The following is a 24,833-nucleotide window of genomic DNA, read 5'->3' as shown; positions in this document are numbered from 1 at the left end:
AATCATCATTTTTCTCACCGCCATTTCAGCAGGCGGCGTTCCAGGATGGACAGCACGGTCCCGATGCCCAGGCCGAGCAGCGAGAGAACCAGCACGCCGGCCAGAAGCTGGTCGGTCAGCATCAGGTTGCCGGCGGTCAGGACGAAGGCGCCGATGCCGTATTCCGCCCCGATCATCTCCGCCGCGACCACCAGGATCAGCGCGATGGAGGCGGTGATGCGGAAACCGGCGAGGATGCCGGGCAGGGCGCCGGGAAGCACGATCTTGCGCAGGATCGACGCCCAGGGCAGGCCGAAGCTCTGCGCCATGCGGATCAGGTTGCGCGGCACCGAATCGATGGCGCTGTAGGTGGCGATCACGGTGGGGAAGAAGACGCCGAAGCCGATGGTGGCGAACTTCGACGGCTCGCCGATGCCGAACCACAGGATGAACAGCGGCAGCAGGGCGATCTTCGGGATCGGGAAGAAGGCCGAGACCAGCGGCACGCCGACCGCCCGCGCCACCGAGCCGATGCCCATGGCGAAGCCCACGGCCATGCCGGCCACCGTGCCCATGACCCAGCCGACGCCGATGCGCATCAGCGACGCCTTCAGGTGCTGCCACAGCGATCCGTCCTGCGCCATGGCGGCGAGCGCCGAGGCGACCGCGCTCGGCGGCGGCAGGAACAACTCGCTGACGAGGCCGAAGCGGTTGGTGGACTCCCACACCGCGATCAGGACCACGAAGGCGAGCAGCGCCGCCCAGCGGTGCCCCTTCACCGTGAAGCCGCCGCCGCGGAAGCGGACGGGTTGCGCCGGCACGGCGGAACGTTCGGTCATCGGGAGGCTGGTGCTGGTCAAAGGGGTATCAGGCATCGGCGATCTCCCGGTCGGCCAGTTGGGCCTCGGCCCGGATCAGGTGCCACAGCCGGTCGCGCACTTCCGCCAGATGCGCCTGGGCGGAGGGCTCAAGCCGCTGGTCGCGCGGCTCCTCGATGGTCACGATCTCGCGCAGGCGGCCCGGACGGCGGCTGAGCACGACGACCCGGTCGGCGAGCCGCAGCGCCTCGTCCAGATTGTGGGTGACGTAGAGGGCGGTCGTCCGCTCGCGCTGCCAGAGCGACAGGAAATCCTCCATCAGCAGCTCGCGCGTCTGGGCGTCGAGCGCCGACAGCGGCTCGTCCAGCAGCAGCATGGCCGGGCGCACGGCCAGCGCGCGGGCGATGCCGACACGCTGGCGCATGCCGCCCGACAGCTGCTTGGGCAGCGCCTTGCGGAAGTCCCACAGCCCCATGCGGCGCAGGCCGGACTCGATGCGCTCCCGCCGATCCGCCGCCGACAGCGGGTGGTGTTCGAGGACGAGCGACAGGTTGTCCTCGACGCTGCGCCAGGGCAGCAGGGCGAAGTCCTGGAAGATGAAGGTGATCGGGTTCAGGCAGCCGTCCGGCACCTCGCCCGCCACCGCGATGGTGCCGGAGGTGGGTGCCACGATGCCGCCGGCGATGCCGAGCAGGGTGGACTTGCCGCAGCCCGACGGGCCGATGACGGCCAGAACCTCGCCCTCCTGCACCGTCAGGTCGATGCCGTCCAGCACGACGAGGTCGTCGTAGCGGTGGCACAGGTCCTTGATGATAAGCCTCATTGTCCCTTTCCTGTTGCCGACCCCGCCCAGGCGATCAGCAGTTCGTCGCGCGAGGTCAGGCCCGCTTCCGGCAGCGCGTGGTTCACGACGGCCTTGGCGGCGCCGCCGGTCGCTTCCGGCAGGCGGTTCTCCCACATGGCCTGATGGAGCGTGGGCAGCTCGTCCCAGTTCCCGAGGTATGTCGTTGGCACACGGACCGCCCCCGACGCAATGACGCGGTTCAGCCCTGCGATTTCCGCAGCGTTCGAAAGATGCGTACCGACGATGGTCGCGGATGGCATCAGGATGCGGCGCTGCCGCATCCACACCTGCGGCGCGTAGAAGCTGTAGCGACGACCATTTCCATTGGGGGCCATATCGCCGCAATAGACCACGCGCCCCGTGTGCGGCTTCACGAGCATAGTCGAGACGGCCAGCGTGTCGCGCCGCGCCCGCTCCACCACCACGTCCGGCATGCCGCGCGGGTTGTCGGCGGCGCGCAGGATGCGGCCCACCGCCTGTCCCAGCGGCTTGAAGGTGTCCTCGGTGAACAGCCGCACGGCCTCCTTGAAGGCGGCGGTCTCGCGCTGCGGGTCGGGCAGGTCCGGCATGGTGTCGGGCCAATCGAAATGCGGGACGCGGCGCGTGATCTCGGCCAGCGACACGGCGCCGGCCAGCGCCTCGCCGTAGCCCAGCGACAGCACGAAGTCGCGTTCGGAATCGCGGTCGGTGACGACGCAGACGCGGGCGCCGGACTCGCGGGCCGCCTCGATGGCCGACAGCGCCATGTCGTCGCGCAGCCCCATCGCCCCGGCGCCGTAGAAGACCAAAACTGCCTCGCCGGGCCGCAGGCGGGCGCGGCGCAGCATCTCGGCGGGCTCGGCGGCGCCGGGCTTGCCGAGGAAGGTCATGTGGTAGCCGCTGGAGGCGCCGAAGAAGGTCAGCCCGCCGCCGTCCGCCAACGATTGGAAGGTGCGCGGGAAGGTCGTTTCGCCGGCGTGGCTGACCGCGTAGTCGACGAGCTGACCACCATTGGCGGCGCGCAGCGCGTCGATGTAGGGCTGGCCCGCGCTCTCCCACGCTGCCCACTGCGCCGGGTCGGCGGGGATGCGGGTGAAGGCGGCCTCGGCGATGGAGCGGTCCACCGCCTCCGCCCCACGGGCGCGGATCGCGGCGGCGCGGCGTTCCGACGACACCATGCCGGTCACCTTCATGCGCCGGGCCAGCGCCAGCTCCACCGTCCAGGCGCCGGTACCGCCCGCAGCACCCTCGACCAGCAGGCGCTTGCCCGGCTGCACGTCGAGCGCCGTGAACAGCGCGCGGTAGCCGGTGCCGGCGGCGAGCATGTAGCTGCCCGCCTCCTCCAGCGCGAGGCCGGGCGGCAGCGGGAAGAGCTGCGGCCCATCGGCCAGCATGAATTGCTGGTGGCTGCCGTCCGGCGACTGGTAACCCTGGATGTGGAAGTCAGTGAACATCGGGTCGGCCCCGGCCTCCGGGTCCAGCAGGTCGGAGACGCCGGAATAGACGGCGACCAGATCGCCGACCGCCAGCCGCCCCTGGGCCTGCAACGCCTCGCCCATCCGCACGACCATGCCGACGCCGCCGGAGCCGGTGACGTGCACGTCCTCGTCATGCTCGTCGAACAGGGAAATGGGGATGCCGGTCAGCGCCCAGACGTCGTTGTAGTTGACCTCGGAGACGAGGATGTAGACGAGCGCCTGGTTGGGCCCGGGCTCGGGGACGGGGATGACGACTTCCGTCTCGGCCTGCGCCGGGTCGCCATGGGCGGCGGCTCCCGTCTCCAGGTCGCGGACGACGGCCTGGGCGATCTGCCAGCGCGGCAGGGGGGTGGCGCCGGGGATGAAGGGGCTGCCGATGGGCATCACGCCGTCGCGGCTGTCGCGCCGCGGCCGGGCGGGCAGGGGCGGCGATTTCTTCTCCAGGAACAGGGCGATGCCCTTCTTGGCGCCGTTGTCGGAGTCCAGGAGGAAGCGGGCGAAGGCGGCGATTTCGGCGGATGAGCCGGCGTCGAAGCCGTCGCGCAGGCCGGTGTCGACGAGCTGGACGATGGTGTCGGCGACGGGGCCACGGCCGACGCTGTGGGCTTGGCGAAGGAGGCGGGCGGTTTTGGCGGAGTATTGCCCCCACCCTCCCGCTTCGCGGGCCCCTCCCTCCCCCGCTGCGCAGGGGAGGGTTTTGTCGGCGGGCGGCGGAGTTCCCTCCCCTGCGCAGCGGGGGAGGGTTAGGGTGGGGGCATGGGTGTTCGTGGGGGCATGGGTGTTCGTGGGGGCAAGCGCCGCCTCCCTCGCCATCGCCTTCGCCAGCGTCAGCGCGTCGTCCGCCCCGCGCGCCACCACATCCACCAAGCCATACTCCAGCGCCGTTTCCGCGTCGATCTGGCGCCCGGACAGCAGGATCTCCAGCGCGCGTTCATACCCATGCTCCGGGTCCTTGCGCAGCAGCAGGCGCGGCAAGCGCTGCGTCCCGCCATAGCCGGGCGGCAGGAACAGGTTGATCTCCGGCTGACCCAGCCGGGCGCGCGGGTCGGCCACCCGGACATGGCAAGCCATCGCCAGCTCGCAGCCGCCGCCGAGCGCCACGCCGCGGATCGCCGCGAACACCGGCTTGTCCAGCGCCGCGATGGCGCGGAAGACGGCGTGGGCCTTGGCGGGCAGGGCGCGGGCCTCGCCCTCGTCCCGCACCTCGTCGAGAAGCTGGCGGATGTCGGCGCCGGCCACGAAGTTGCGCCCCGTGCCGGTGATCACCACGGCGCGCACGTCGCTCCGCCGGGCAAGATGGGCGACCAGCGTGTCCAGCTCGTCGAGCAGGCGGTCGGACAGGGCGTTGACCGGCGGGTTGTCGATGGTGACGGTCGCCAGGCGCACGCCGTCGGCCAGCCGGTCGTACTGGACGGACAGGAAGCGCTGCCGCTCGATGAGGGTCTGTTCCTCCGCCCGCTGCTGGCCGCGCGTCCAGGCGGCGATACGCGCCTCCAGGTCGGACAGGCATTCCGGGTTGCGCAGGGTGGAGGTATCGCCCAGCGGCTCCCCGTTCATCATCGCCGTCAGGAAGCGGCGCATGTACTTGCCGGAGCGCGTCTCGGGAAAGGCCGGGACGGCGAGGATGTCGGAGGGGACCGCGACCGCACCCTTCTCCTGCCGCACCAGATCCTTCAGCCGGCGCTCGTCGTCCGCCGTCAGGTCGCGGCCCTTGGCGGGCAGGACGAAGGCGACCGGGGTCAGGCCCTTCTCGCGGTGGGGGGCGCCGACCACGATGACGTTGCCGACCGGGCTGTCGGGGTTGATCTGTTTGTCGCGCAGGATCGCGCCCTCGATCTCCTCCGTCCCCATGCGGTGGCCGGACACGTTGATCACGTCGTCGGACCGGCCGTGCAGGCTGAAGCTGCCGTCCTCGTACTTGCGCGCGAAGTCGCCTTGCAGGTAGGCCCAGACCGGCTTGCCGTCCGCATCGCGGAAGCGCCCGAAATAGGTCGTCACGAAACGGTCGAAATCGCCCTTCCAGCCTGGTTTACCGACATTCTCCGCGTCGCCCCAGATGGTGCGGGTCAGGTAGGGGTAGGGGGCGGTGACGACGATCTCGCCCTTCTCCTCAGGCTCGGCGGAGCGGAAGGCGACGCGTCCGGCGGCGTCCGGCTCGCTCTCGGGAACCCAGACGTCGCCGAGAACCCAGGGCAGCGGGTAGGTGTGGGCGTCGGCGCGCAGCGGTTGGTCGGGGTTGCCGTAGGGGTGGGTCCAGACGATGCCGCCATGCTCGGTCGCCCAATAGCTGTTGATGTATTGCGGCGTCATCACCGCCATGCCGAAGGCCTGGACGGCGGGGCTGGTCGGCTCCGCGCAGAAGGTCGCGACGCGCAAGCTGCTGCGGTCGTAGCGCTCGACGTCGGCGCGGTTCTCCGGGTGGGTCATGACCGTCTTCAGGAAGGTCACGCCCGCCTTGAAGATGGTGACTTTGTGCCGCTCGATGATCGAGGCGAAGCGCCCGGCGTTGGGGAAGACCGGCGCCCCCTCCGTCACGATGCCGGGGATGCGGGCGGCGAGGCTGGCGGTGATGAGGTAGCTCTGTCCGGTGATCCAGCCGGGATCGGCGACGACGTAGATCGCGTCGCGGCCCGGCAGGGCGTCGAAGCTGACCTTCATGGTGTGGGCGAGGCCGGCGACGTAGCCGCCATGGACATGCACCACGCCCTTCGGCTTCCCGGTTGAGCCGGAGGTGTAGATGATGAACAGCGGATACTCGGCATCCACCGGGACGCAGGGAACGGCCTTCGCCACGGCGGCGTAGAGCGCCCGGTCGTCCAGCGCGCGCAGCGCGTCCATGCCCGGAAGACCGGTATCCGGCAGGCCAGCGGCGGCGCACAGCTCCGCCTCGGCCTTTGCCAGCAGTTCGTGCGCCCAGACATCGCGGCCCTCGGTCCAGGGAATGTCGGGAAGCCCGGCGTGGCGGACGACGATCACCGCCTCGACCCGCGGCGGGGCGGCGGTCAGCGCCTCGGCGACGCTGGCGCGCAGGTCGGCCACGGTGGCGGCGTCGAGCGTCCCGGCGCGGTCCAGCGCCCGGCCCAGCTCCCGCATCACGTCGGCGGGGGCGACGGTGATCTCACCCTCCAGCCCGCGGCGCACCGGCTCCATCAGGGCGGTGTCGCCCAGCTTGGCGCGCAGGACCTCCTCGGTGATGCGCAGCGCCGTGGGCAAGGCGACGAAGCGGTCGAGCGCCGGGTCGCTGTAGGCCTCCTTGAAGGGGGCCATCTCGGCGTTGCGGCTGGCGCCGTCGGCGGTGATGACGACGCGGGCGCCGGCGTTCTCGATGCGGTCGGACAGCGTCTTGTCGGAGAAGCCGCCGAAGACGGCTGTGTAGATGACGCCGAGGCGCTTCGCCCCCTCCGTCCAGACGATCTGGTCGAGGATGTTGGGCATGTTCAGCGCGATGCGGTCGCCCTGACGCAGGCCCAGCCCACGCAGCGCCAGAGCGGCGAGCGCCGAGCGGATCAGCAGTTCGCGCCGGGTCAGCGTGACGTGATGGACCGGGCCTCCGCGCCCGCCGTTGGCGGCGGCGTCCCAGCGGTCGCCCTCGTACCAGTAGGCGGTCTCCGACCCATGGCCGGACAGGACGTGGCGGTCCACCTCGTTGAAGGCGGCGTTGGTCAGTCCGCCCGCGAACCAGCGGTAGAAGGGCGCCTCCGACCCGTCGAAGGCCTGGGTCCAGGGCGTCCAGTCCGCCCGCTCCGCAGCCTCGCCCGTTGCCGCGTTCCAGCCGCGCCACACGCCGTCCGCCCCGCGCATCAGCCAGTTTGCGCCGTCGAACCAGTGGATCGTCTGTGCGGCGATGGCGCCGTGGAAGGCGCCGGGATCGGCGGCGCAGGCGGCGCGCTGGCTCTGCCAGTCCGCGGCGGAGCGGATGGGGTTGACGGCAACGTCCTGCGGCAGCGGCGGCTGTCCGGCGGACTCCGCGACGGCGTGGTCCATGCTTTCCTCCCGATCAGGCATTTCTTCCTTGGCGGCCACGTCTTGTGCGCGGCGGGCATCACTATAGCGCGGCGCCCTGCATCCGCCGCAATGGCGCCGTGCGCGGCGGGGGTATGCCGTATACGCGGCTTTCGGTCATACTCGGAGCAATCAATGAGCATGGGAGGAAACGGCATGTCCAAAAACGACGCGCCTGCGAACGATTCGGTGACCTTCGCGGTCAGCCACGCCGATCCGGCGGACTTCACGCGCGACGGGCTGCGGCCTTTCTTCGAATACCGCGACCTGGGCATCCGCGCCGCCACGGCGGGTAAGGCGAACGCCCACGTCATCCGCGCCCGCCCCGGCGAGCCGTCGCACGGCGGCTGGCACCGGCACGCGCTGGATTTCCAGATGGTCTATGTGCTGAAGGGCTGGGTGAAGTTCGCGTATGAGGGCGTGGGGGAGGTGCTGTTGCAGGCCGGTTCCTGCGTGCACCAGCCGCCGGGCATCCGGCATGTGGAGATCGCGCATTCCGACGATCTGGAGATGCTGGAGATCACGCTTCCCGCCGACTTCCCGACCGAAGGGGCCGAGCCGCCCGCCGGGACCTGACGTCCGCCAAAAAAGTGCCGGTCGCATCCGTCGCGAAAAACGACGGTGCGGCCGGCCAGATGCTTTGGAGGAATCGCCGCCATGGCCACAGGGAACGACGCGGCCACGGGACGCTTCGTTGCAAAGGAAAGCAATGCCCATGCCAGCGCTTGGCAGGGGCGCCGAGCGGCGGTTTTCCGTGCTTTTGCGCAGCCGCCCCGCGCTGTGGCTGTCCGGATGTCCGGACAGGTGCCTGGAATGCCGGACGCCGCCCCGCTGGCAAGTTGCGCGCGCCGGAGGTATTAGGGCGGTGTGCGGTGGCGCAGCGACGAGGATGCGGACGGGATGCCCGAGGTCGAGATCTCCCGCGAGGATACGGGGCAGGCGGCGGTGTTCGAGGCGTCGCCCTCCAGCGTGCCGCCCCAGCGCTTCGCCCATCTGCTCTACGCGGCGATCCTGCTGGCCGGCTTCGTCGTGGTCGCCGAGCTGACGCTGGAGCCGGCGGCCTCGATGCTGCGCTGGCTGGGCATGCTGTGCGCGATCCCGCTTCTGCTGATGTGGGTGATCACGCTGCTGCGGGCCGCGAGGCGCAGCGCCGTCCGGCTGGTCGTGGCGCCGGAGGGGCTGACCGCCCACGGGCAGCTCATCCCGCACAACACCATCCGCGGCGTGGCTCTCTACCCGCCGCAGGGCAAGCGGCCGCTGTTCGTGGCGCGCATCCAGACGATGACCCCGCAGCAGCACGAACGCGAGCTGGCGCTGGCAGGCGGTGACGTGGACATGGAGGAGGAGAAGCCCGGAAGGGGGCGGCGTCCGCGCGCCGGCTACCGGCTGCTTCTGCTGCGCCGGAACCATCTGCCGTCGCTGATCCTGGTGCGCGGCCTCACCCTGTCGGGCGGCGAGACGCTGATGGCCGGGCTGGCCGCGGAACTGCGCCGCCACAGCCGGCCAAGCTGAAGGGCGTCGATGCGCAAGCGCCCCTCCCGCCGCGGGGCGGGAGAGGACCGCGCTGGAAAGGCGTGACTCAGCGACGGGCCGTCGGGGCTGCCGGCAGGTCTTCTTCCAGGATGACGACGTGCAGGGCGTAGGAGACCTCACCCTCGTCCACATCGCGGTGCAGGGTGCCGACGAACTCGTCGCCCAGCATGACTTCTGCGGACTGGCCGGCCTTCTCGGGCGGCTGGATGATGATCTTGTCGTTGCCGAGAGTCTTGCGCAGATAGGTCTGCACACGGGCGATTTCGGTTTCGGTCATCTTGGCGACCGTCGGCTTGGCGGGCGGCATGGCATGATCCCTGTGTTGTCGAAGGGGTCATATAGAAACCTTTCGGGCAAAGGGAAAGCACAACCTCGCCCCGGATCGCGCATTCGCCGGTCCCGCCCGCCGGGCGTCCCGCCTTTCTTGCGGGTGGCCATCCCCACGCCTGGGGGAGGCTCTTAGCCGGTTTTGTCCTCTTGTTCCGGGGGGCGCGGCCAAATACTGGACGGTATGGACAATGGGGCGCCCTCGCTCCGCCGTCCGGTGACCATGGCATGGGGTGACCATGGCTTCGCTCCTTCACCGTTTCGTCTCGTGCCGCATCCTCCTGGTCCTGTCCGCCGGCCTTCTGCTGGCCGTGGCGGCGTGGGTGTCGCCCGCTTTGGCGGCCACCGCGCCGGAGCAGCGCATCGCGCTCGTCATCGGCGTCGGCGCCTACCGCCACGCCACCGAGCTGCCCAACCCGCGCAACGACGCCCGCGCCATGTCGGCGGCCCTGCGCAAGCTCGGCTTCGCGGTGGAGGAGCGCTACGACCTCGACAACCGCGGCATGGCCGAGGCGCTGCGCGGTTTCGGCATCCAAGCGGCGCAGGCCGACGTGGCGCTGCTCTATTTCGCCGGCCACGGCATGCAGGTGGGCGGCACCAACTTCCTGATCCCCGCCGATGCCCGGCTGGAGCGCGAGCGCGATCTGGTCTACGAGGCGCTGCCCCTGAACCTGCCGATGGGCGAGCTGGCCCAGGCGCGCAAGCTGGGCATCCTGATCCTGGACGCCTGCCGCAACAACCCCTTCGCCGACCGGCTGGTGCGGTCCGGCACCAAGCGGACGGAGGTGCATTCCGGCTTCGCCCGCGTCGACGACACGCCGACCGACACGCTGGTCGCCATGGCGACCCGCGCCGACGCGGTGGCCGAGGACGGGCAGGGCGACCACAGCCCCTACACCGCGTCGCTGCTGAAGAATTTCGACGTGCCGGGGCTGGAGCTGAGCCTGTTCTTCCGCCGCGTGCGCGACGACGTCATGCAGGTCACCCAGGGCCGGCAGGAGCCCTTCCTCTACGGTTCGCTGGGGGCCGCCCCCTTCTACTTCAACCCGCTGCCGGAGAACCGGCCGCCGCAGCTCGCCGCCTTCAAGACGCTGGAGGTGTTCGACCGCGGCGGGACGGAGGGGCTGGGCATCGCGCGGCCAAGCGACCCCGACAACGACCAGCTCTTCGCCCAGGTGACCGGCCTGCCGCGCGGCGGCGGGGTGCGCATCGGCGACCGGGTGGTGCTGATCGGCGATTATCTGACGCTCGACCAGCTCACCGCCGCGACCTTCCGGGCCGACGCCACCCATCTGGGCGACGCCGGCAGTTTCGAGTTCGCGGTGATGGACGGGCGCGGCGGGGTGGCGCGGGGCGCCGTGCCGATCCTCATCAAGCCGAGCAACCGGCCGCCGGTCGCCGTCGCCGAGCGCAGCGTGCGCGCCGTGGTCAACAGCCTGCGGCTGGAGGTGCCGACCGACCCGGACGGCGACCCGCTGACCTTCACCGTCAGCGCCGTGCCGGAGCGCGGCAAGGTTCACGACGGCACCACCCCGCTGAAGCCCGGCGACAAGCTTGCGCCGGAGCGGCTGACCGCCCTGACCTTCGACCCGGAACGGGCGCCGGCGGGCCGCGCCGGGGTGTTCAGCGTGCTGGTCGAGGACGGGCGCGGCGGGCGCACGACGATGAGCGCGCTGCTGGAGGTCGAGGAGGCCGGCGCCGCCCCGCCGCAGGCCGACCTGGAGGAGTCGCTGTGGCGCCGCGTGCGCGACAGCCGTGACGCCGACGCGCTGGACGCCTTCCTGCGGCTGTTCGGCACCGGCCCCTTCGCCGCCCCGGCGCGGGACCGGCTGAACCGGCTGCGCGCCGAATCGGCCAAGGTCGCGGCGGTTCCCTCGCCGGGCGGGGCGGGGAGCAGCGGGTCATCGGGGAATGGGGCGGGCAATGGGGCAGGGAATGGAGCGCCCGGCGGCAAGGCGTCCCCGCCTCCGGAACTTCAGCTCGACACCGCCGGGGAGGGGATGTACGTCGCCGTCGCCGACGCGGAGTTGCGCGCCGGGCCGGACGCACGGTCGGAGCGGGTCGGCACCCTCGCCAAGGACGGCGCGGTGCGGGTGCTGGGGCGGGTGGCCGACGCCGACTGGTACCGGGTGGCCATGGATGACGGCACCCAGGGCGGCGTGCAGGGCTTCGTCCGCGGCCCCGCGCTGCGTCCCGCCGGCCCGGAGGACCGCCAGCGGCTGGCGCTCGCAGCACCGGTTCAGCCGGGAGGATCGCAGGGGCGGGCGCAGGGCAACGGCAGCAGCTTCCAGGATTGCCCGGACTGTCCGCCGATGATGCGCATCCCCGCCGGCAGCTTCGTCATGGGCAGCGATCGCGGCGACCCCAGCCAGCGCCCGCCCCGCCGCGTCACCTTCGCCCGGCCCTTCGCCATCGGGGTCTATGAGGTGACGGTCGCCAACTGGCGGGCCTGCGTGGAGGGCGGCGGTTGCGCCGCCATGCCGCGGATGCGCAACCCCTCCGACGACACGCCGGTCCACAACATCCATATGGAGGACGCGCAGGCCTACACCGAGTGGCTCAGCCGCAAGACCGGCCAGCGCTACCGGCTGCCGAGCGAGGCCGAGTGGGAGTATGCGGCGCGCGGCGGCAGCGCGGCGCGCTTCGCCTGGGGGGACAGCCTGACGCCGGGGGCGCGGCTGGCCAACTGCCGCGACTGCGGCGGGGCCGCCGACCGCTCCCTGCCGGCGCCGGTCGGCAGCTTCCAGCCCAACGCCTTCGGCCTCTACGACACCAGCGGCGGTGTGGCGGAGTGGGTCGCCGACTGCTGGAACCCCGGCTACAAGGGCGCCCCGACGGACGGCAGCGCCTGGACGGAGGGCGATTGCCGCAAGCGGGTGCTGCGCGGCGGCTCCTGGCGCGACGGGCAGGACGCCATCGCCGTCACCGCCCGCATCGGCTACGACGCCGACGTACGCTATTTCGCCGACGGGTTGCGGGTGGCCCGCGACCTGAACTGACTCCGCCCGCGTTCGTTGGTGGGACGCACCGTCTGCGGATGGGACCGCGGCGCCCCCGAAATTGCAGAAATCGGTGTTGGGCCAATGCGCTAGACTTGGCCGTTCAAGGCTTGGCGATCCGCAAACCGGCTGCGGTCCGGACGGCCCGATGATGAGAGGCCGGCGGCGGCTTCGACCAAATTCGTTACAGCCGCCGCGGCCCGGGACTCCCTAAAGGGGTGGTCAAAGAAAGATTCAGGTGGAGGGTATCGACGTGTTGCGCTGGCCCCGGAGCGCCGTTTGGACTGTTGCGCTGGTCCTGGTGACGGCGAACACCGCCTTCGCCCCCCAGGCGTTCGCCGACGACAAGCGCGTCGCGCTGGTGATCGGCAACGCGCAGTACGAGGAGGGCGGCCCGGCCGCCGGGGTGGGCGCCAACGCCGCGGTCGTCGCCGACGCGCTGCGCCGCGCCGGCTTCACCGTCACCGCCGCCGAGAACCTCGACCACCGCGGCATGGTCGCGGCGCTGAGCCGGTTCCAGGATGCGCTGGGGCAGGCCGAGCTGGGCTTCCTCTACTACTCCGGCGTGGCGCTGAGCCTGTCGGCCAAGGGCTTCCTGGTGCCGGTGGACGCCAAGCCCGGCTCCGAATACGACGTGATCTTCGACACCGTCGAGCTGGACTACGCGCTGAAGGAGATCCAGCGCAGCGGGCGCAAGGCCGTCGCCGTGTTCGACCCGGTGCCCGCCCACCCGCTGGCCGACCGGCTGGCCTCGGCGATGGGCGAGGAGGGGCGGTCCGTCAAGCCGGCGCTGGCCGCCCCGGCGGCGCTCGACAACCTGTTCGTCGTCTACTCGCACCGGCCCGGCACGCCGCCCGCGACGGCGGCCGGGAAGGGGGCGGACGCCTTCTCCACCGCCCTGGCGCAGGAGATGGTCAAGCCGGGCGTGCCGCTGCGCGACGCGCTGGCCGAGGTCGCCCGCAGCGTCGTGGGACGCACCCGCGGGACGCAGCACCCCTGGCTCCAGGACCGGTTGGGCACGGATCTCGTGCTGGTGCCCGGCCCGCGCGCGCCGGTCGTTGCCCGGACGGAGGAGGCGCCGCCCGCCGTAGCGGCGGCCCCCGAAGCGAAGCCGGCCGAGCCCAAGCCAATTGAACCCAGGCCAATCGAACCCAAGCCGCTGCCGCAGAAGGCGGAGGAAAAGCCCGCTGCCCCGGCGGTCGCCGAGGTGGAGGTGGACCCGCTGAACGAGAAGCGGGTGGTGACGCGCGACACCAACCTGCGCGCCGGTCCCGACACCAAGGCGGCGGTCGTCGGCACGCTGCGCCACGACAGCGAGGTGATGGTCACCGGGCGGACCCGGCGCAACGGCGGCTGGCTGCGCGTCGAGCAGGACGGCAAGACCGGCTTCGCCTTCGCCAGCAACCTCGCCAAGCCGGAGGAGGTGCCGGTGGCCTCCGCCCAGCCGCCGACCCAGCTCCAGCAAACCCAGCAGCCGCCGCAATCCCAGGCGGCCGCGCTGACGCCCGGCGTCTACACGGTGGCGCGCGACGCCAACCTGTTCGCCCGCCCTGTGCTGGGCGCCCGCAGCCTGCGCGATCTGGAGCAGGGGCAGCGGGTGACGCTGCTCCAGGCCGCCCCCGACTCCGGCTGGGTGCTGGTGCGGGACTCGTCGGGGCAGGAGGGCTACGTCACCACCGGGACTCTGGCCGGCCGGTCGGGCGAGGCGGTGTCCATGGGCGGTGCGGCGGGCGGCGCGGCTCCCAGCGCCTACCCGCCACCCACGGTGGTCCGCAACGACGTCGATCCGGTGGCTGGCGCGCTGTCCGGCACGACCGGCCCGACGCGGCTGGCCGCCCTTCCCCAGAGCGGCGGCCCCGAGGGTGGCGGGGAAAGCATGGCGGGGCGCTCGACGACCGGCACGGACCCGGCCCTTGCCGGGCTGGCCGAACCCTACCGCGACGCCGTGCAGGCGGGCCGCAACGCCGCCGCCCGCGCGTCCCGCTCCGCCACCGCCGGACGCGGGGCGGAGGCGAAGGCGCGCGAGGCCCAGGCCGCCGCCCGCCGCGCCGCCGGTCAGGCCCGCGGCGGGGAGTCGGGCTACGGGGTGCACCGCTTCCCCAACGGCGACGTCTATGAGGGTGCGTGGAACCGCGGGTTGGGCAACTTCTCCCTTCAGGGCACGATCAGCCGCAACGGCGTCGGCGTCTACCGCTTCGCCAACGGGCAGGTCTATGAGGGCGAATGGAAGGACGACCAGATGTCCGGCTACGGCGTTCTGGGTTTCCCGTCCGGCGACCGCTTCGAGGGGACCTTCGTGAACGCCGTGCCGAACGGGCCGGGCGTCTACCGCTTCGCCAACGGCGATTCCTACGCCGGCGAGGTTCGCCAGGGCCGCGTGGACGGCCATGGCGAACTGGCCTTCACCAACGGCGAGCGGTTCAACGGCGTGGTGGTGGACCGGCTTCCGGCGGGGCCGGGCGAACTGTCGATGCGCGGCGGCACCCGCCATGTCGGGCAGTTCCGCGGCGGCATCCAGGACGGTCCGGGCGCGGCCATCGACGCCGCCGGCGCGATGCAGCCCGGCATCTGGCGCGGCGCGACCCTGCTGAGCCGTTGAATTCCCTTGGACTTACAGCCCTCTCCCCAGAGGGGAGAGGGGACTTCACAGGCAACGAGCCTGTCGGGAGAGGGAAGGCGTCTTTCCGTTTCGGCTGATATGCTCCACATTGGAACGGATTGCGGCTCGCCCTCCGGCCGCGCATGCGAGGACCGGCCTGGATGGACACGCTGACCGACCCGAAGAAGACCGCTTCCGCAGCCAAGCCGGCCAAACCCGCGAAGGTCACCCGCGATCCGGAGGGCACCCGCGCGCGCATCCTTGCCGCCGCGACGGAGGAGTTCGCACGCTATGGGCTGGGCGGCGCCCGCGTCGAGCGGATCGCCGAGGTCGCCGGCACCAACAAGCGCATGCTCTACTACCATGTCGGCAACAAGGAGAGCCTGTATCTGACCGTGCTGGAGGGCGCTTACGAGCACATCCGCGCCACCGAACGCACGCTGAGCCTGGAGACGCTGGACCCGCCCGCCGCCATCGCCCGGCTGATCCACTTCACCTGGCAGTATTTCCTCGACCATCCCGAGTTCATGGCGCTGCTGAACATCGAGAACCTGCACCGGGCGGAGTTGCTGAAGACCTCCGACAAGGTGCACGCCATGCATTCGCCCTTCGTGCAGATGATCGCCGACGTTCTGGAACGGGGCGTCGCCACCGGGATCTTCCGGGCCGGGGTGGACCCGGTGCAGCTCTACATCTCCATCGCCGGACAGTCCTACTTCTACCTGTCCAACGTCCACACCCTGTCGGTCATCTTCGGCCGCGACCTGCTCGCCGAGGAGGCCAAGGCGGAGCGGCTGGACCATATGGTGGAGCTGATCCTCTCGTCGTTGCGGGCCTGAGCCGCCGGTGGTTTCATGTCGGTGGTTTCATCATGAATAATCCGCATACCTGACCATCCGTCCTACCTCTTTGGCAGGGTTGACCGCTTTGCCGCGCCGGGCTTACTTTTAACCAGCCGGTTAAAAGAGCGCCTCACGTCGGCGCCGCAACGACCGGGGAGGAGGAGCGATGGCTGTCGATGCGGCGGCTCACGGGACTGCGTCCCGTGGCGGTCCCGCTTCGGGAACGGCGGCGCGACGGGGCGGGGCGGGTGCCACGCTGCTGCGTCTGCTCAATTCCGGCTGGTTCCGGCCGGTGCTGTTCCTGGTGGTCCTGACCGTCCTGTGGGACCTGTCGGTGCGGATCTTCGCGATCCCGCCCTATCTGATACCGAAACCCGGCGACGTGGCCTTGGCGCTCGCCGCGGACTGGGACCAGCTCCTGGCGGCGTCGGTGCCGACCACGCTGGCGACCTTGGGCGGCTTCGCCCTGTCGGTGCTGTTCGGCATTCCCATCGCCATGCTGATCGCCGGGTCGAAGACGGTGGAATCCTACGTCTACCCGCTGCTGGTCTTCTCGCAGTCGATCCCGAAGGTCGCCATCGCGCCGCTGTTCGTGGTGTGGTTCGGCTTCGGGCTGCTGCCCAAGGTGATCTCCGCCTTCCTGCTGGCTTTCTTCCCCATCGTCGTGTCGGCGGTGCAGGGCTTCAAGTCGGTGGATGGCGACATGATGGACCTCGCCAAGTCCATGAAGGCCACGCGCCTTCAGACCTTCCGCATGGTCAGCCTGCCGCACGCCATGCCGGCCATCTTCGCCGGCCTGAAGGTGTCGATCACGCTGGCCGTGGTGGGCGCCGTGGTGGGCGAGTTCGTCGGGGCGAATTCCGGCATCGGCTTCGTCCTGCAACGGTCCATCGGCAATTTCGAACTTCCCCTGATGTTCGCGGCCCTGGTGGTGCTGGCGCTGATCGGGGTGGTGCTTTTCTGGGTCATCGACGTGATCGAGCGGCTCGCCATCCCCTGGCACGCGAGCCAACGCCACAACTACATCCCGACGTCGTAACGCCGACAACAAAACCAACAGCGACGCCGGACACCTTTCGGGAGGAGACGAGATGAAACGGACGCTCTTCGCGGCGCTCTGCGCCCTCACCGCCACGACGCTTCCGGCCCAGGCCGCGGACAAGGTCGTGCTGATGCTGAACTGGTACGTGTATGGCGAGCACGCGCCCTTCTACTACGGCAAGGACAAGGGCCTGTACGAGGCCGAGGGCATCGACCTGGAGATCCAGGAGGGCCGCGGGTCGGCGGTGACGACCCAGGCGGTGGCCGCGAAGACCGTCGATTTCGGCTACGTCGACGTGCCGACCATGATGAAGGCGGCGGTGAAGGGCGCCCCGGTCACCTCGCCCGGCGTGCTGCTGCAGACCAGCCCGATGTCGGCCATGGGCTTCACCGACAAGAACATCCGCAAGCCCGAGGACATCAAGGGCAAGACCGTCGCCATGACGCCGGGCGACAGCATGTCCCAGATCTGGCCGCTGTTCCTGAAGAAGACCGGCCTGAAGGACGGCGACTTCCGCGTCGTGTCCGGCGACGCCCAGACCAAGCTGAACGCCGTCATCAACGGGCAGGCGGACCTGCTGCTGGGCTACGTCATGGACCAGAGCATGAAGATCAAGGACGCCACCGGCAAGTCGGTGACGCCGATCCGCTTCGCCGACTACGGCGTCAACATGGTCTCCTCCGGCATCATCGCCCACACCGAGACGCTGAAGGACAAGCCCGACCTCGTGAAGCGCTTCATGGCCGCCACGACCAAGGCGGTCGAGGGGGCGGAGAAGAACCCCAAGGAGGCCGTGGCCGCCATCCTCAAGGCCAACCCCAAGGGCGGCCAGGAAGCCACCCTGCTGGAGGGCTTCGAGCTGACCACGCCGCTCTACCGCACGGCGGAGACCAAGGGGCAGCGGCCCTTCCGCGTCACCGATGCCAACATGGCCGAGACCGTGGACCTGCTGGTCGAATACGGCGGTCTGGACGCCGCGGCGAAGAAGAACCCGAAGGCCTTCTACACCCGCGACTTCCTCCCCGATCCCGCCGCGGCGGGCCAGTGAGGCCGGACGGACAGGAGAGCAGGGACATGGCTCAACCCCAGTTGAAAGTCGTCGGATCGGCCGAAACGGCCCGCTTGTCGCAAAAGACCCTGATCCAGATCGACGGCGTGACCAAGACCTACCGCACCCGCGACGGGGAGGTGCCGTCCCTGCGCCCGATCACCTTCGACGTTCGGGACGGTGAGTTCCTGGTGGTGGTCGGCCCGTCCGGCTGCGGCAAGTCCACGCTGCTGAAGCTGGTCGCCGGCCTGCTGCCGGTCAGCGAGGGCGCCATCACCATCGAAGGCACCACGGTGACCGAGCCGCACGACGACGTGGGCATCGTGTTCCAGAGCCCGGTGCTGCTCGCCTGGCGGACGGTGCTGCGCAACATCATGATGCCGGTGGAGGTCCGCGGCCTGCCGCGCGACAAGTATCTGGAGCGCGCCCGCGCGCTGATCCGCATGACCGGGCTGGAGGGGTTCGAGAACAAGTACCCCTGGCAGCTCTCCGGCGGCATGCAACAGCGCGCCTCGCTGTGCCGGGCGCTGGTCCACGACCCGAAGATCCTGCTGATGGACGAGCCGTTCGGCGCGCTCGACGCCATGACGCGGGAGAAGATGAACGTCGAGCTGCAGCGCATCCAGCACGAGACGGGCAAGACGGTGCTGCTGATCACCCACTCGATCCCCGAGGCGGTGTTCCTGGCCGACCGGGTGATGGTGATGTCCGAGCGTCCCGGCGCCATCGCCGCGACCTACGAAGTGCCGCTGCCCCGCCCGCGCTCGCTGGACGTCATGGGGCACCCGGTCTTCATCGAGCTGACCCAGCGCATCCGGGCGCATTTCAACGCCCAAGGGCATCTGGATTGAGGGGACGTGTGGTGATGGATGAGCCTTGCCCCCTCCCTGACCCTCCCCCGCTGCGCAGGGGAGGGGAAACAGCTCCCTCTCCTGCGTCAGCGGGGGAGGGAAGGGGCCCGCGAAGCGGGAAGGGTGGGGGCACCGCACCCCTCCTCACCATCCGCGCCATCGACCTCTACGAACGCCCCGTCCGCTTCGTGAAGCCCTTCCGCTTCGGCAGCGTGACGGTGGAGGCGGCTCCCCAGGCCTTCGTCCGCGCTTTGGTCCATGTGGACGGCATTGGCGAGGCGTGGGGTGGCACCGCCGAGATGATGATGCCGAAGTGGTTCGACAAACGCCCGGACCGCAGCCCGGACGAGACGGTGGACGGCCTGCGCCGCTCCCTGCGCCTCGCCCGCGACGCCTACGGGACGGACCGGGCGGACACCGCCTTCGGCCACCACGCGGCGGCCTACGAGGCGCAGCGGGCGGCCTGCCGCGCCGCCGGACTGCCCGACCTGACCGCCGCCTACGGGCCGGCGCTGATCGACAAGGCGGTGCTGGACGGGCTGTTGCGGGTCCTGGACACGGATTTCTTCACCGGTATGAAGGCGAACCGCGCCGGGATCGACGCGCGGCTGACGCCGGATCTGGCGGGCTTCGACCTGGACGGCTTCCTCACCGGGCTGGAAGTGCGACCGTCCGTGGCGCTCCGCCACACGGTCGGGCTGCTCGACGAGCCGGAGGCCCTGCGCGCCCTGCTGGCGCGGGAGCGGCTGGGCCGCTTCAAGATCAAGCTGGGCGGCGATCCGTCCGCCGACCTCGCGCGCTTGGCCGAGATTGCCGGCGTGCTCGACGCGGCGGCGGGCGACTACCGCGCCACGCTGGACGGCAACGAGCAATACGCGGACGCCGCGGCCCTCGCCGCCTTCGTGGACGGGCTGGAGCGCGAGCCGGCGCTGGCCGGCTTCCGCGGACGCCTGCTCTACATCGAACAGCCGGTGGCGCGGGAGCGCGCGCTGGAGGCGCCGCTGGGCGCCGTGGCGGAACGCATCCCTTTCATCATCGACGAGTCCGACGACGGCTACGACGCCTTCCCGCGCGCCCGCGCCGCCGGCTACCGCGGCGTGTCGTCCAAGTCCTGCAAGGGTCTCTACAAGGCCGTCCTGAACCGGGCGCGCTGCGCCGCCTGGGGGGCGCCGCACTTCATCGCGGCGGAGGACCTGACCTGTCAGGCCGGGCTGGCGGTGCAGCAGGACACGGCCCTGGTCGCGCTGCTCGGCATCGCCGACGCGGAGCGCAACGGGCACCAGTACGGAAACGGCTTCGACGGAGCGCCGGAGGCCGACGCCTTCCTCGACGCGCATCCCGGCTTCTACACCCGGCGGGACGGCGTCGTCCGCCTCGCCACGGCGGGCGGCAGCCTGCCGACCGAAACCCTGGCCGTCCCCGGCTTCGCCAGCGCGGCGCAGCCCCGGTGGGACCGCCTGTCCCCCCTGCAGAACGAATAATCCCCTAGGGAGTCCCTGACATGAGCACGAAGCGCCTTGGTATCATCATGCATGGCGTGACCGGCCGCATGGGCATGAACCAGCACCTGATCCGGTCGATCCTCGCCATCCGGGCGCAAGGCGGCGTCACGCTGTCCGACGGGTCCCGCGTCATGCCGGACCCCATCCTGGTCGGGCGCAACGCCGAGAAGATCCGCGAACTGGCCCAGCGCCACGGCGTGGAGCGCTGGACCGACAATCTGGACGCGGCCCTGGCGAACCCGGACGACACGATCTTCTTCGACGCCGGCACCACCCAGATGCGCCCGACGCTGCTGGAGGCGGCGATCCGCGCCGGCAAGCACGTCTATTGCGAGAAGCCCATCGCCACCAACCTGGAGGAGGCGCTGCGCGTCGTCCGGCTGGCCGAGGAGGCCGGGGTGAAGAACGGCACCGTGCAGGACAAGCTGTTCCTGCCCGGCCTGCAGAAGCTGAAGATGCTGCGCGACAGCGGCTTCTTCGGGAAGATCCTCTCGGTGCGCGGCGAGTTCGGCTATTGGGTGTTCGAGGGCGACTGGCAGCCGGCGCAGCGTCCCTCCTGGAACTACCGGGAGGAGGACGGCGGCGGCATCATCCTCGACATGGTCTGCCACTGGCGCTACGTGCTCGACAACCTGTTCGGGCAGGTGAAGAGCGTCTCCTGCCTGGGCGCCATCCACATCCCGGAGCGCTGGGACGAGCAGGGCAAGCGCTATCAGGCCACCGCCGACGACGCGGCCTACGCGACCTTCGAGCTGGAGGGCGGAGTCATCGCCCACATCAACTCCTCCTGGGCGACGCGGGTGTACCGCGACGATCTGGTGACCTTCCAGGTGGACGGCACCCACGGCTCGGCCGTTGCGGGCTTGAGCGATTGCGTGATCCAGCCGCGCCAGGGCACGCCGCGCCCGGTGTGGAACCCGGACCAGAAGCAGACCATGGACTTCTACGCGACGTGGCAGCCGGTGCCCGACAACCAGCCGACCGACAACGGCTTCAAGACGCAGTGGGAGTCCTTCATCCGCCACGTCGTCGAGGACGCTCCCTTCAACCATGGGCTGATTGAGGGCGCCAAGGGCGTGCAGCTCGTCGAGGCCGCGCTGAAGAGCTGGAAGGAGCGCCGCTGGGTCGACGTTCCCTCGCTGACCGCCTGACCGGAGGGCCTTGTCCATGGCACTGACCATCAAGCTGCCGCGCGCCGACCAGTCGCTGGAAAGCTACGAGGTCGCTCCGGCGCGGGGCTTCCCCGCCCGCACTGACCGGCCCTTGAACCGCGTGGCCTACGCCGCCGCCCACATGGTGGCCGACCCGCTGGCCGACAACGACCCCTGGCTGACCCCGGCCATCGACTGGGACCGCACCATCGCCTTCCGCGAGCATCTGTGGGACCTCGGCTTCGGCGTGGCCGAGGCGATGGACACCGCGCAGCGCGGCATGGGGCTGGACTGGAACGCCTCGCTGGAACTGATCCGGCGCTCCCTGACCGCGGCGAAGGCGCGCGGCAACGCGCTGATCGCCTGCGGGGCGGGCACCGACCATCTGGCGCCGGAGGACGCCCGCTCCCTCGACGACGTGATCCGCGCCTACGAGACGCAGGTCGCCGCGGTCGAGGATCTCGGCGGGCGGGTGATCCTGATGGCGTCGCGCGCGCTCGCCCGCGTGGCCAAGGGGCCGGACGACTATGTCCGCGTCTACAGCCGCATCCTGTCCCAGGTGCGCCAGCCGGTGATCATCCACTGGCTGGGCGACATGTTCGACCCGGCGCTGGCCGGCTATTGGGGGACCAACGACTTCCCGGTGGCGCTCGACACGGCGGTCGGCATCATCAACGACTTCGCGGCCAAGGTCGACGGGGTGAAGATCTCCCTGCTCGACAAGGACAAGGAGATCGTCATGCGCCGCCGTCTGGCTCCCGGCGTGCGCATGTACACCGGCGACGACTTCAACTACGCGGAGCTGATCGCCGGCGATGCGGAGGGCCATTCCGACGCGCTGCTGGGCATCTTCGACGCCATCGCCCCGGCGGCGGCGGCGGCCTTGGCCGAGCTGGCGGCGGGCGAGGAGGGGCGCTTCCACGAGATTTTGGAGCCGACCGTCCCGCTGTCCCGCCACATCTTCAAGGCGCCGACCCGCTTCTACAAGACCGGGGTGGTCTTCATGGCCTACCTGAACGGCCACCAGGGCCATTTCACAATGATCGGCGGGCAGGAGGGCACGCGCTCCACCCTGCATCTGGCGGAGATTTTCCGGCTGGCCGACAAGGCCGGGCTGCTGCGCGACCCGGAACAGGCGGTGTGGCGCATGGCCGACGTCCTGGCCGTCCGCGGCATCGAGGCGGTGTGAGGTAAGGGCAATTCCCTCTCCCGTCTCGGGAGAGGGAAGGGGCCCGCGCGATGCGCGGGAAGGGTGAGGGTGCCGCCAAGGATCAGCGCCTCGATTCTCGCACGACCCTCACCCGCCCGCTGTCGCGGGCACCCTTTCCCGGGGCGGGAGAGGGCATTTCGCAATGAGGACCACGATCATGCGCGACTTCTCCGGCGACCATCGCTGGCTGTCCATCAACACCGCCACGGTGCGCAAGCAGGGCGACCTGCTGCAGATCTTCGACGCCTGCGCCCGTCAGGGCATCCGCGCCGTCTCCCCCTGGCGGGACCAGGTGGCCGCCGTGGGGCTGGACCGCGCCGTCCGGGCCGTGAAGGAGCTGGGGCTGGAGCTGTCCGGCTATTGCCGCGGCGGCATGTTCCCCGCCGACCCCGACCGCCGGGCCGAGGTGCGCGACGACAACCGCCGCGCGGTGGACGAGGCGGTGGCGCTGGGCGCCCCCTGCCTCGTGCTGGTCGTTGGCGGTCTGCCGCAATTCTCCCGCCCCGGTTCGCCGCCGTCCAAGGACATCGCGCTGGCCCGCGCCCAGGTGGAGGACGGCATCGCCGAGCTGCTGGAGCACGCCCGTGACGCCGGGATGCCGCTCGCCATCGAGCCGCTGCACCCGATGTACGCCGCCGACCGCGCCTGCGTGAACACGATGGGCCACGCGCTCGACCTCTGCGACCGGCTGGACCCGCAGGGAACCGGCGCGCTGGGCGTGGCGTTGGACGTCTACCATGTCTGGTGGGACCCGGAACTGGAGGCGCAGATCAGCCGGGCGGGCCGGAATCGCCTGTGTGCCTTCCATGTGTGCGATTGGCTGGTGCCGACCGCCGACCTGCTGGAGGACCGAGGCATGATGGGTGACGGAATGATTGATATACCAATGATCCGTGGTTGGGTGGAAGCCGTTGGATTCCAAGGCTATTCCGAGGTCGAAATATTCTCGCGCCGCTGGTGGGCACGACCTTTGGATGAGGTGCTGTCGGTCTGCGTCGAACGGCATCGGTCTTCGGTGTGAATGGCTGCCTAAAAATCGTTCAATTCGGCGGAAGTGAGTAAAATTCGATCATAAAGCGGCGGGCATGCATAATTCGTAAGCGAATACTGGGCTGCAAATCGCTGCGGATTCCTTGAACGGCCCTCCTGCCGACGTGTCGTGGCATCACATTTGCGAAGGACACCCCCGGGCGCCTGAGGCGGGCGCCAGACCAAAGAACGGGGGGTATTCACAATGTTCAAGACGGGGTTCCAGTCGGGCTTCAAGACCGGTCGCACCCTTGCGGCGGCCGCCGGCCTTGCCGTCACGTTCGCCGCGGGCTTCGCCGCCCCGGCGTCGGCCCAGGACACCATCAAGGTCGGCATCCTCCATTCCCTGTCGGGCACCATGGCGATCAGCGAGACCACGCTGAAGGACGTCATGCTGATGCTCATCGAAGAGCAGAACAAGAAGGGCGGCGTTCTCGGCAAGAAGCTGGAGCCGGTCGTCGTCGATCCCGCCTCCAACTGGCCCCTGTTCGCCGAGAAGGCGCGCGAGCTGATCAGCAAGGACAAGGTGGCCGCGGTGTTCGGCTGCTGGACCTCGGTCAGCCGCAAGTCCGTCCTGCCGGTGTTCGAGGAGCTGAACAGCATCCTGTTCTACCCAGTGCAGTATGAGGGCGAGGAGTCCTCGCGCAACGTCTTCTACACCGGCGCCGCCCCGAACCAGCAGGCGATCCCCGCCGTCGACTATCTGGCGGAAAAGGAAGGCGTGCAGCGCTGGGTGCTGGCCGGCACCGACTACGTCTACCCGCGCACGACCAACAAGATCCTGGAAACCTACCTGAAGTCCAAGGGCGTGAAGTCCGAGGACATCATGATCAACTACACCCCGTTCGGCCACGCCGACTGGCAGAACATCGTCGCCGACATCAAGAAGTTCGGCTCCGCCGGCAAGAAGACCGCCGTCGTCTCGACCATCAACGGCGACGCCAACGTCCCCTTCTACAAGGAACTGGGCAACCAGGGCGTCAAGGCGCAGGACATCCCGGTGGTCGCCTTCTCCGTGGGTGAGGAGGAGCTGGCCGGCATCGACACCAAGCCGCTGGTCGGCCATCTCGCCGCCTGGAACTACTTCATGTCGGTGGACACGGCGGAGAACAGCGACTTCATCAAGAAGTGGCAGGCCTTCACCAAGAACGACAAGCGCGTCACCAACGACCCGATGGAAGCCCACTACATCGGCTTCAACATGTGGGTGAAGGCGGTCGAGAAGGCCGGCACCGTCGACAGCAACGCCGTCATCGACAGCCTCGTCGGCGTCGCCGTGCCGAACCTGACCGGCGGCTACTCGGCCATGCTGCCGAACCACCACATCACCAAGCCGGTGCTGATCGGCGAGGTGCAGGAGAACGGCCAGTTCGAGACCGTCTCCAAGACGCCGGGCCTCGTGGCCGGCGACGAGTGGTCGGACTTCCTGCCGGACAGCAAGGACCTGATCTCCGATTGGCGCGCCCCGATGTCCTGCGGCAACTTCAACGTGAAGACCGGCAAGTGCGGCGGCAAGGGGTCGTGAGGCTTCTTGAGGTCTGAGTAAGCTTACGGCTGCGTAATGCCCCCTCCCTAACCCTCCCCCGCTGACGCAGGGGAG

17 protein-coding genes are annotated in these 24,833 nt (G+C 70.1%); 13 read left to right on the top strand and 4 right to left on the bottom strand.

Annotated elements, in window-relative coordinates:
• Positions 1-14 precede the first annotated feature (14 nt).
• The 3 genes from D3869_RS04175 to D3869_RS04165 are packed head-to-tail and all read right to left on the bottom strand — an operon-like array spanning position 15 to position 7,082.
• Complete coding sequence (locus D3869_RS04175; RefSeq protein WP_247895712.1) at positions 15-854, bottom strand: ABC transporter permease; 840 nt, start codon at positions 852-854, stop codon at positions 15-17.
• Positions 847-1,620 carry an ABC transporter ATP-binding protein gene (locus D3869_RS04170; RefSeq protein ID WP_137139040.1) on the bottom strand — a complete coding sequence of 258 codons (774 nt, stop codon included), beginning with the start codon at positions 1,618-1,620 and terminating at the stop codon, positions 847-849. The genes D3869_RS04175 and D3869_RS04170 overlap by 8 nt, the downstream gene beginning before the upstream one ends.
• Positions 1,617-7,082 carry an AMP-binding protein gene (locus tag D3869_RS04165; RefSeq protein ID WP_137139039.1) on the bottom strand — a complete coding sequence of 1,822 codons (5,466 nt, stop codon included), beginning with the start codon at positions 7,080-7,082 and terminating at the stop codon, positions 1,617-1,619. Before D3869_RS04165 ends, D3869_RS04170 begins: the two co-directional genes overlap by 4 nt.
• A 174-nt stretch (positions 7,083-7,256) precedes the next feature.
• On the opposite strand from D3869_RS04165, the gene D3869_RS04160 reads away from it, so the two are divergent.
• A complete protein-coding gene (locus tag D3869_RS04160; RefSeq protein ID WP_137139038.1) occupies positions 7,257-7,676 on the top strand; it encodes a cupin domain-containing protein in 420 nt (139 codons plus the stop codon).
• A gap of 324 nt (positions 7,677-8,000) precedes the next feature.
• Positions 8,001-8,612, top strand: coding sequence for a hypothetical protein (locus tag D3869_RS04155; protein ID WP_137139037.1), 612 nt, complete (start codon positions 8,001-8,003; stop codon positions 8,610-8,612).
• 67 nt (positions 8,613-8,679) lie between these two features.
• Here D3869_RS04155 and D3869_RS04150 read toward each other — a convergent pair whose 3' ends face one another.
• Positions 8,680-8,940: a DUF3126 family protein gene (locus tag D3869_RS04150; RefSeq protein ID WP_094306360.1), complete on the bottom strand. Its 261-nt coding sequence runs from the start codon at positions 8,938-8,940 to the stop codon at positions 8,680-8,682.
• Between the two features lie 259 nt (positions 8,941-9,199).
• Here D3869_RS04150 and D3869_RS04145 point away from each other — a divergent pair, with 259 nt between their 5' ends.
• The 11 genes from D3869_RS04145 (at position 9,200) to urtA (ending at position 24,758) form a co-directional block, all read left to right on the top strand.
• Positions 9,200-11,959, top strand: a complete 2,760-nt coding sequence (locus D3869_RS04145; RefSeq protein WP_137139036.1) for an SUMF1/EgtB/PvdO family nonheme iron enzyme — start codon at positions 9,200-9,202, stop codon at positions 11,957-11,959.
• A 253-nt stretch (positions 11,960-12,212) separates the two neighbouring features.
• A complete protein-coding gene (locus D3869_RS04140; RefSeq protein WP_137139035.1) occupies positions 12,213-14,558 on the top strand; it encodes an SH3 domain-containing protein in 2,346 nt (781 codons plus the stop codon).
• A gap of 161 nt (positions 14,559-14,719) precedes the next feature.
• Entirely contained in the window at positions 14,720-15,397 is a 678-nt protein-coding gene (locus D3869_RS04135; RefSeq protein ID WP_137139034.1) for a TetR/AcrR family transcriptional regulator, read from the top strand.
• A 169-nt stretch (positions 15,398-15,566) separates the two neighbouring features.
• On the top strand, positions 15,567-16,439 hold the full coding sequence (locus tag D3869_RS04130; protein WP_211114953.1) for an ABC transporter permease: 873 nt from the start codon (positions 15,567-15,569) through the stop codon (positions 16,437-16,439).
• Between the two features lie 52 nt (positions 16,440-16,491).
• Positions 16,492-17,490 carry an ABC transporter substrate-binding protein gene (locus tag D3869_RS04125; RefSeq protein ID WP_137103315.1) on the top strand — a complete coding sequence of 333 codons (999 nt, stop codon included), beginning with the start codon at positions 16,492-16,494 and terminating at the stop codon, positions 17,488-17,490.
• A 26-nt stretch (positions 17,491-17,516) separates the two neighbouring features.
• Positions 17,517-18,341, top strand: a complete 825-nt coding sequence (locus D3869_RS04120) for an ABC transporter ATP-binding protein (RefSeq protein WP_014241100.1) — start codon at positions 17,517-17,519, stop codon at positions 18,339-18,341.
• Positions 18,342-18,529: 188 nt separating this feature from the next.
• Positions 18,530-19,822, top strand: coding sequence for a hypothetical protein (locus D3869_RS04115; RefSeq protein WP_137139033.1), 1,293 nt, complete (start codon positions 18,530-18,532; stop codon positions 19,820-19,822).
• Positions 19,823-19,842: 20 nt separating this feature from the next.
• Complete coding sequence (locus D3869_RS04110) at positions 19,843-20,994, top strand: Gfo/Idh/MocA family protein (RefSeq protein WP_035675142.1); 1,152 nt, start codon at positions 19,843-19,845, stop codon at positions 20,992-20,994.
• A 16-nt stretch (positions 20,995-21,010) separates the two neighbouring features.
• Positions 21,011-22,183, top strand: a complete 1,173-nt coding sequence (locus D3869_RS04105) for a dihydrodipicolinate synthase family protein (RefSeq protein ID WP_137139032.1) — start codon at positions 21,011-21,013, stop codon at positions 22,181-22,183.
• Between the two features lie 163 nt (positions 22,184-22,346).
• Positions 22,347-23,225, top strand: coding sequence for a sugar phosphate isomerase/epimerase family protein (locus tag D3869_RS04100; protein ID WP_247895711.1), 879 nt, complete (start codon positions 22,347-22,349; stop codon positions 23,223-23,225).
• A gap of 213 nt (positions 23,226-23,438) precedes the next feature.
• Positions 23,439-24,758 carry an urea ABC transporter substrate-binding protein gene (urtA, locus tag D3869_RS04095; protein WP_137139031.1) on the top strand — a complete coding sequence of 440 codons (1,320 nt, stop codon included), beginning with the start codon at positions 23,439-23,441 and terminating at the stop codon, positions 24,756-24,758.
• Positions 24,759-24,833: the final 75 nt, after the last annotated feature.

The organism is Azospirillum brasilense, assembly GCF_005222205.1.
GTDB classification, from domain to species: domain Bacteria; phylum Pseudomonadota; class Alphaproteobacteria; order Azospirillales; family Azospirillaceae; genus Azospirillum; species Azospirillum brasilense_G.
The sequence above is the reverse complement of the archived record's forward strand: the minus strand, read 5'-3'. Positions and strand labels throughout refer to the sequence as shown.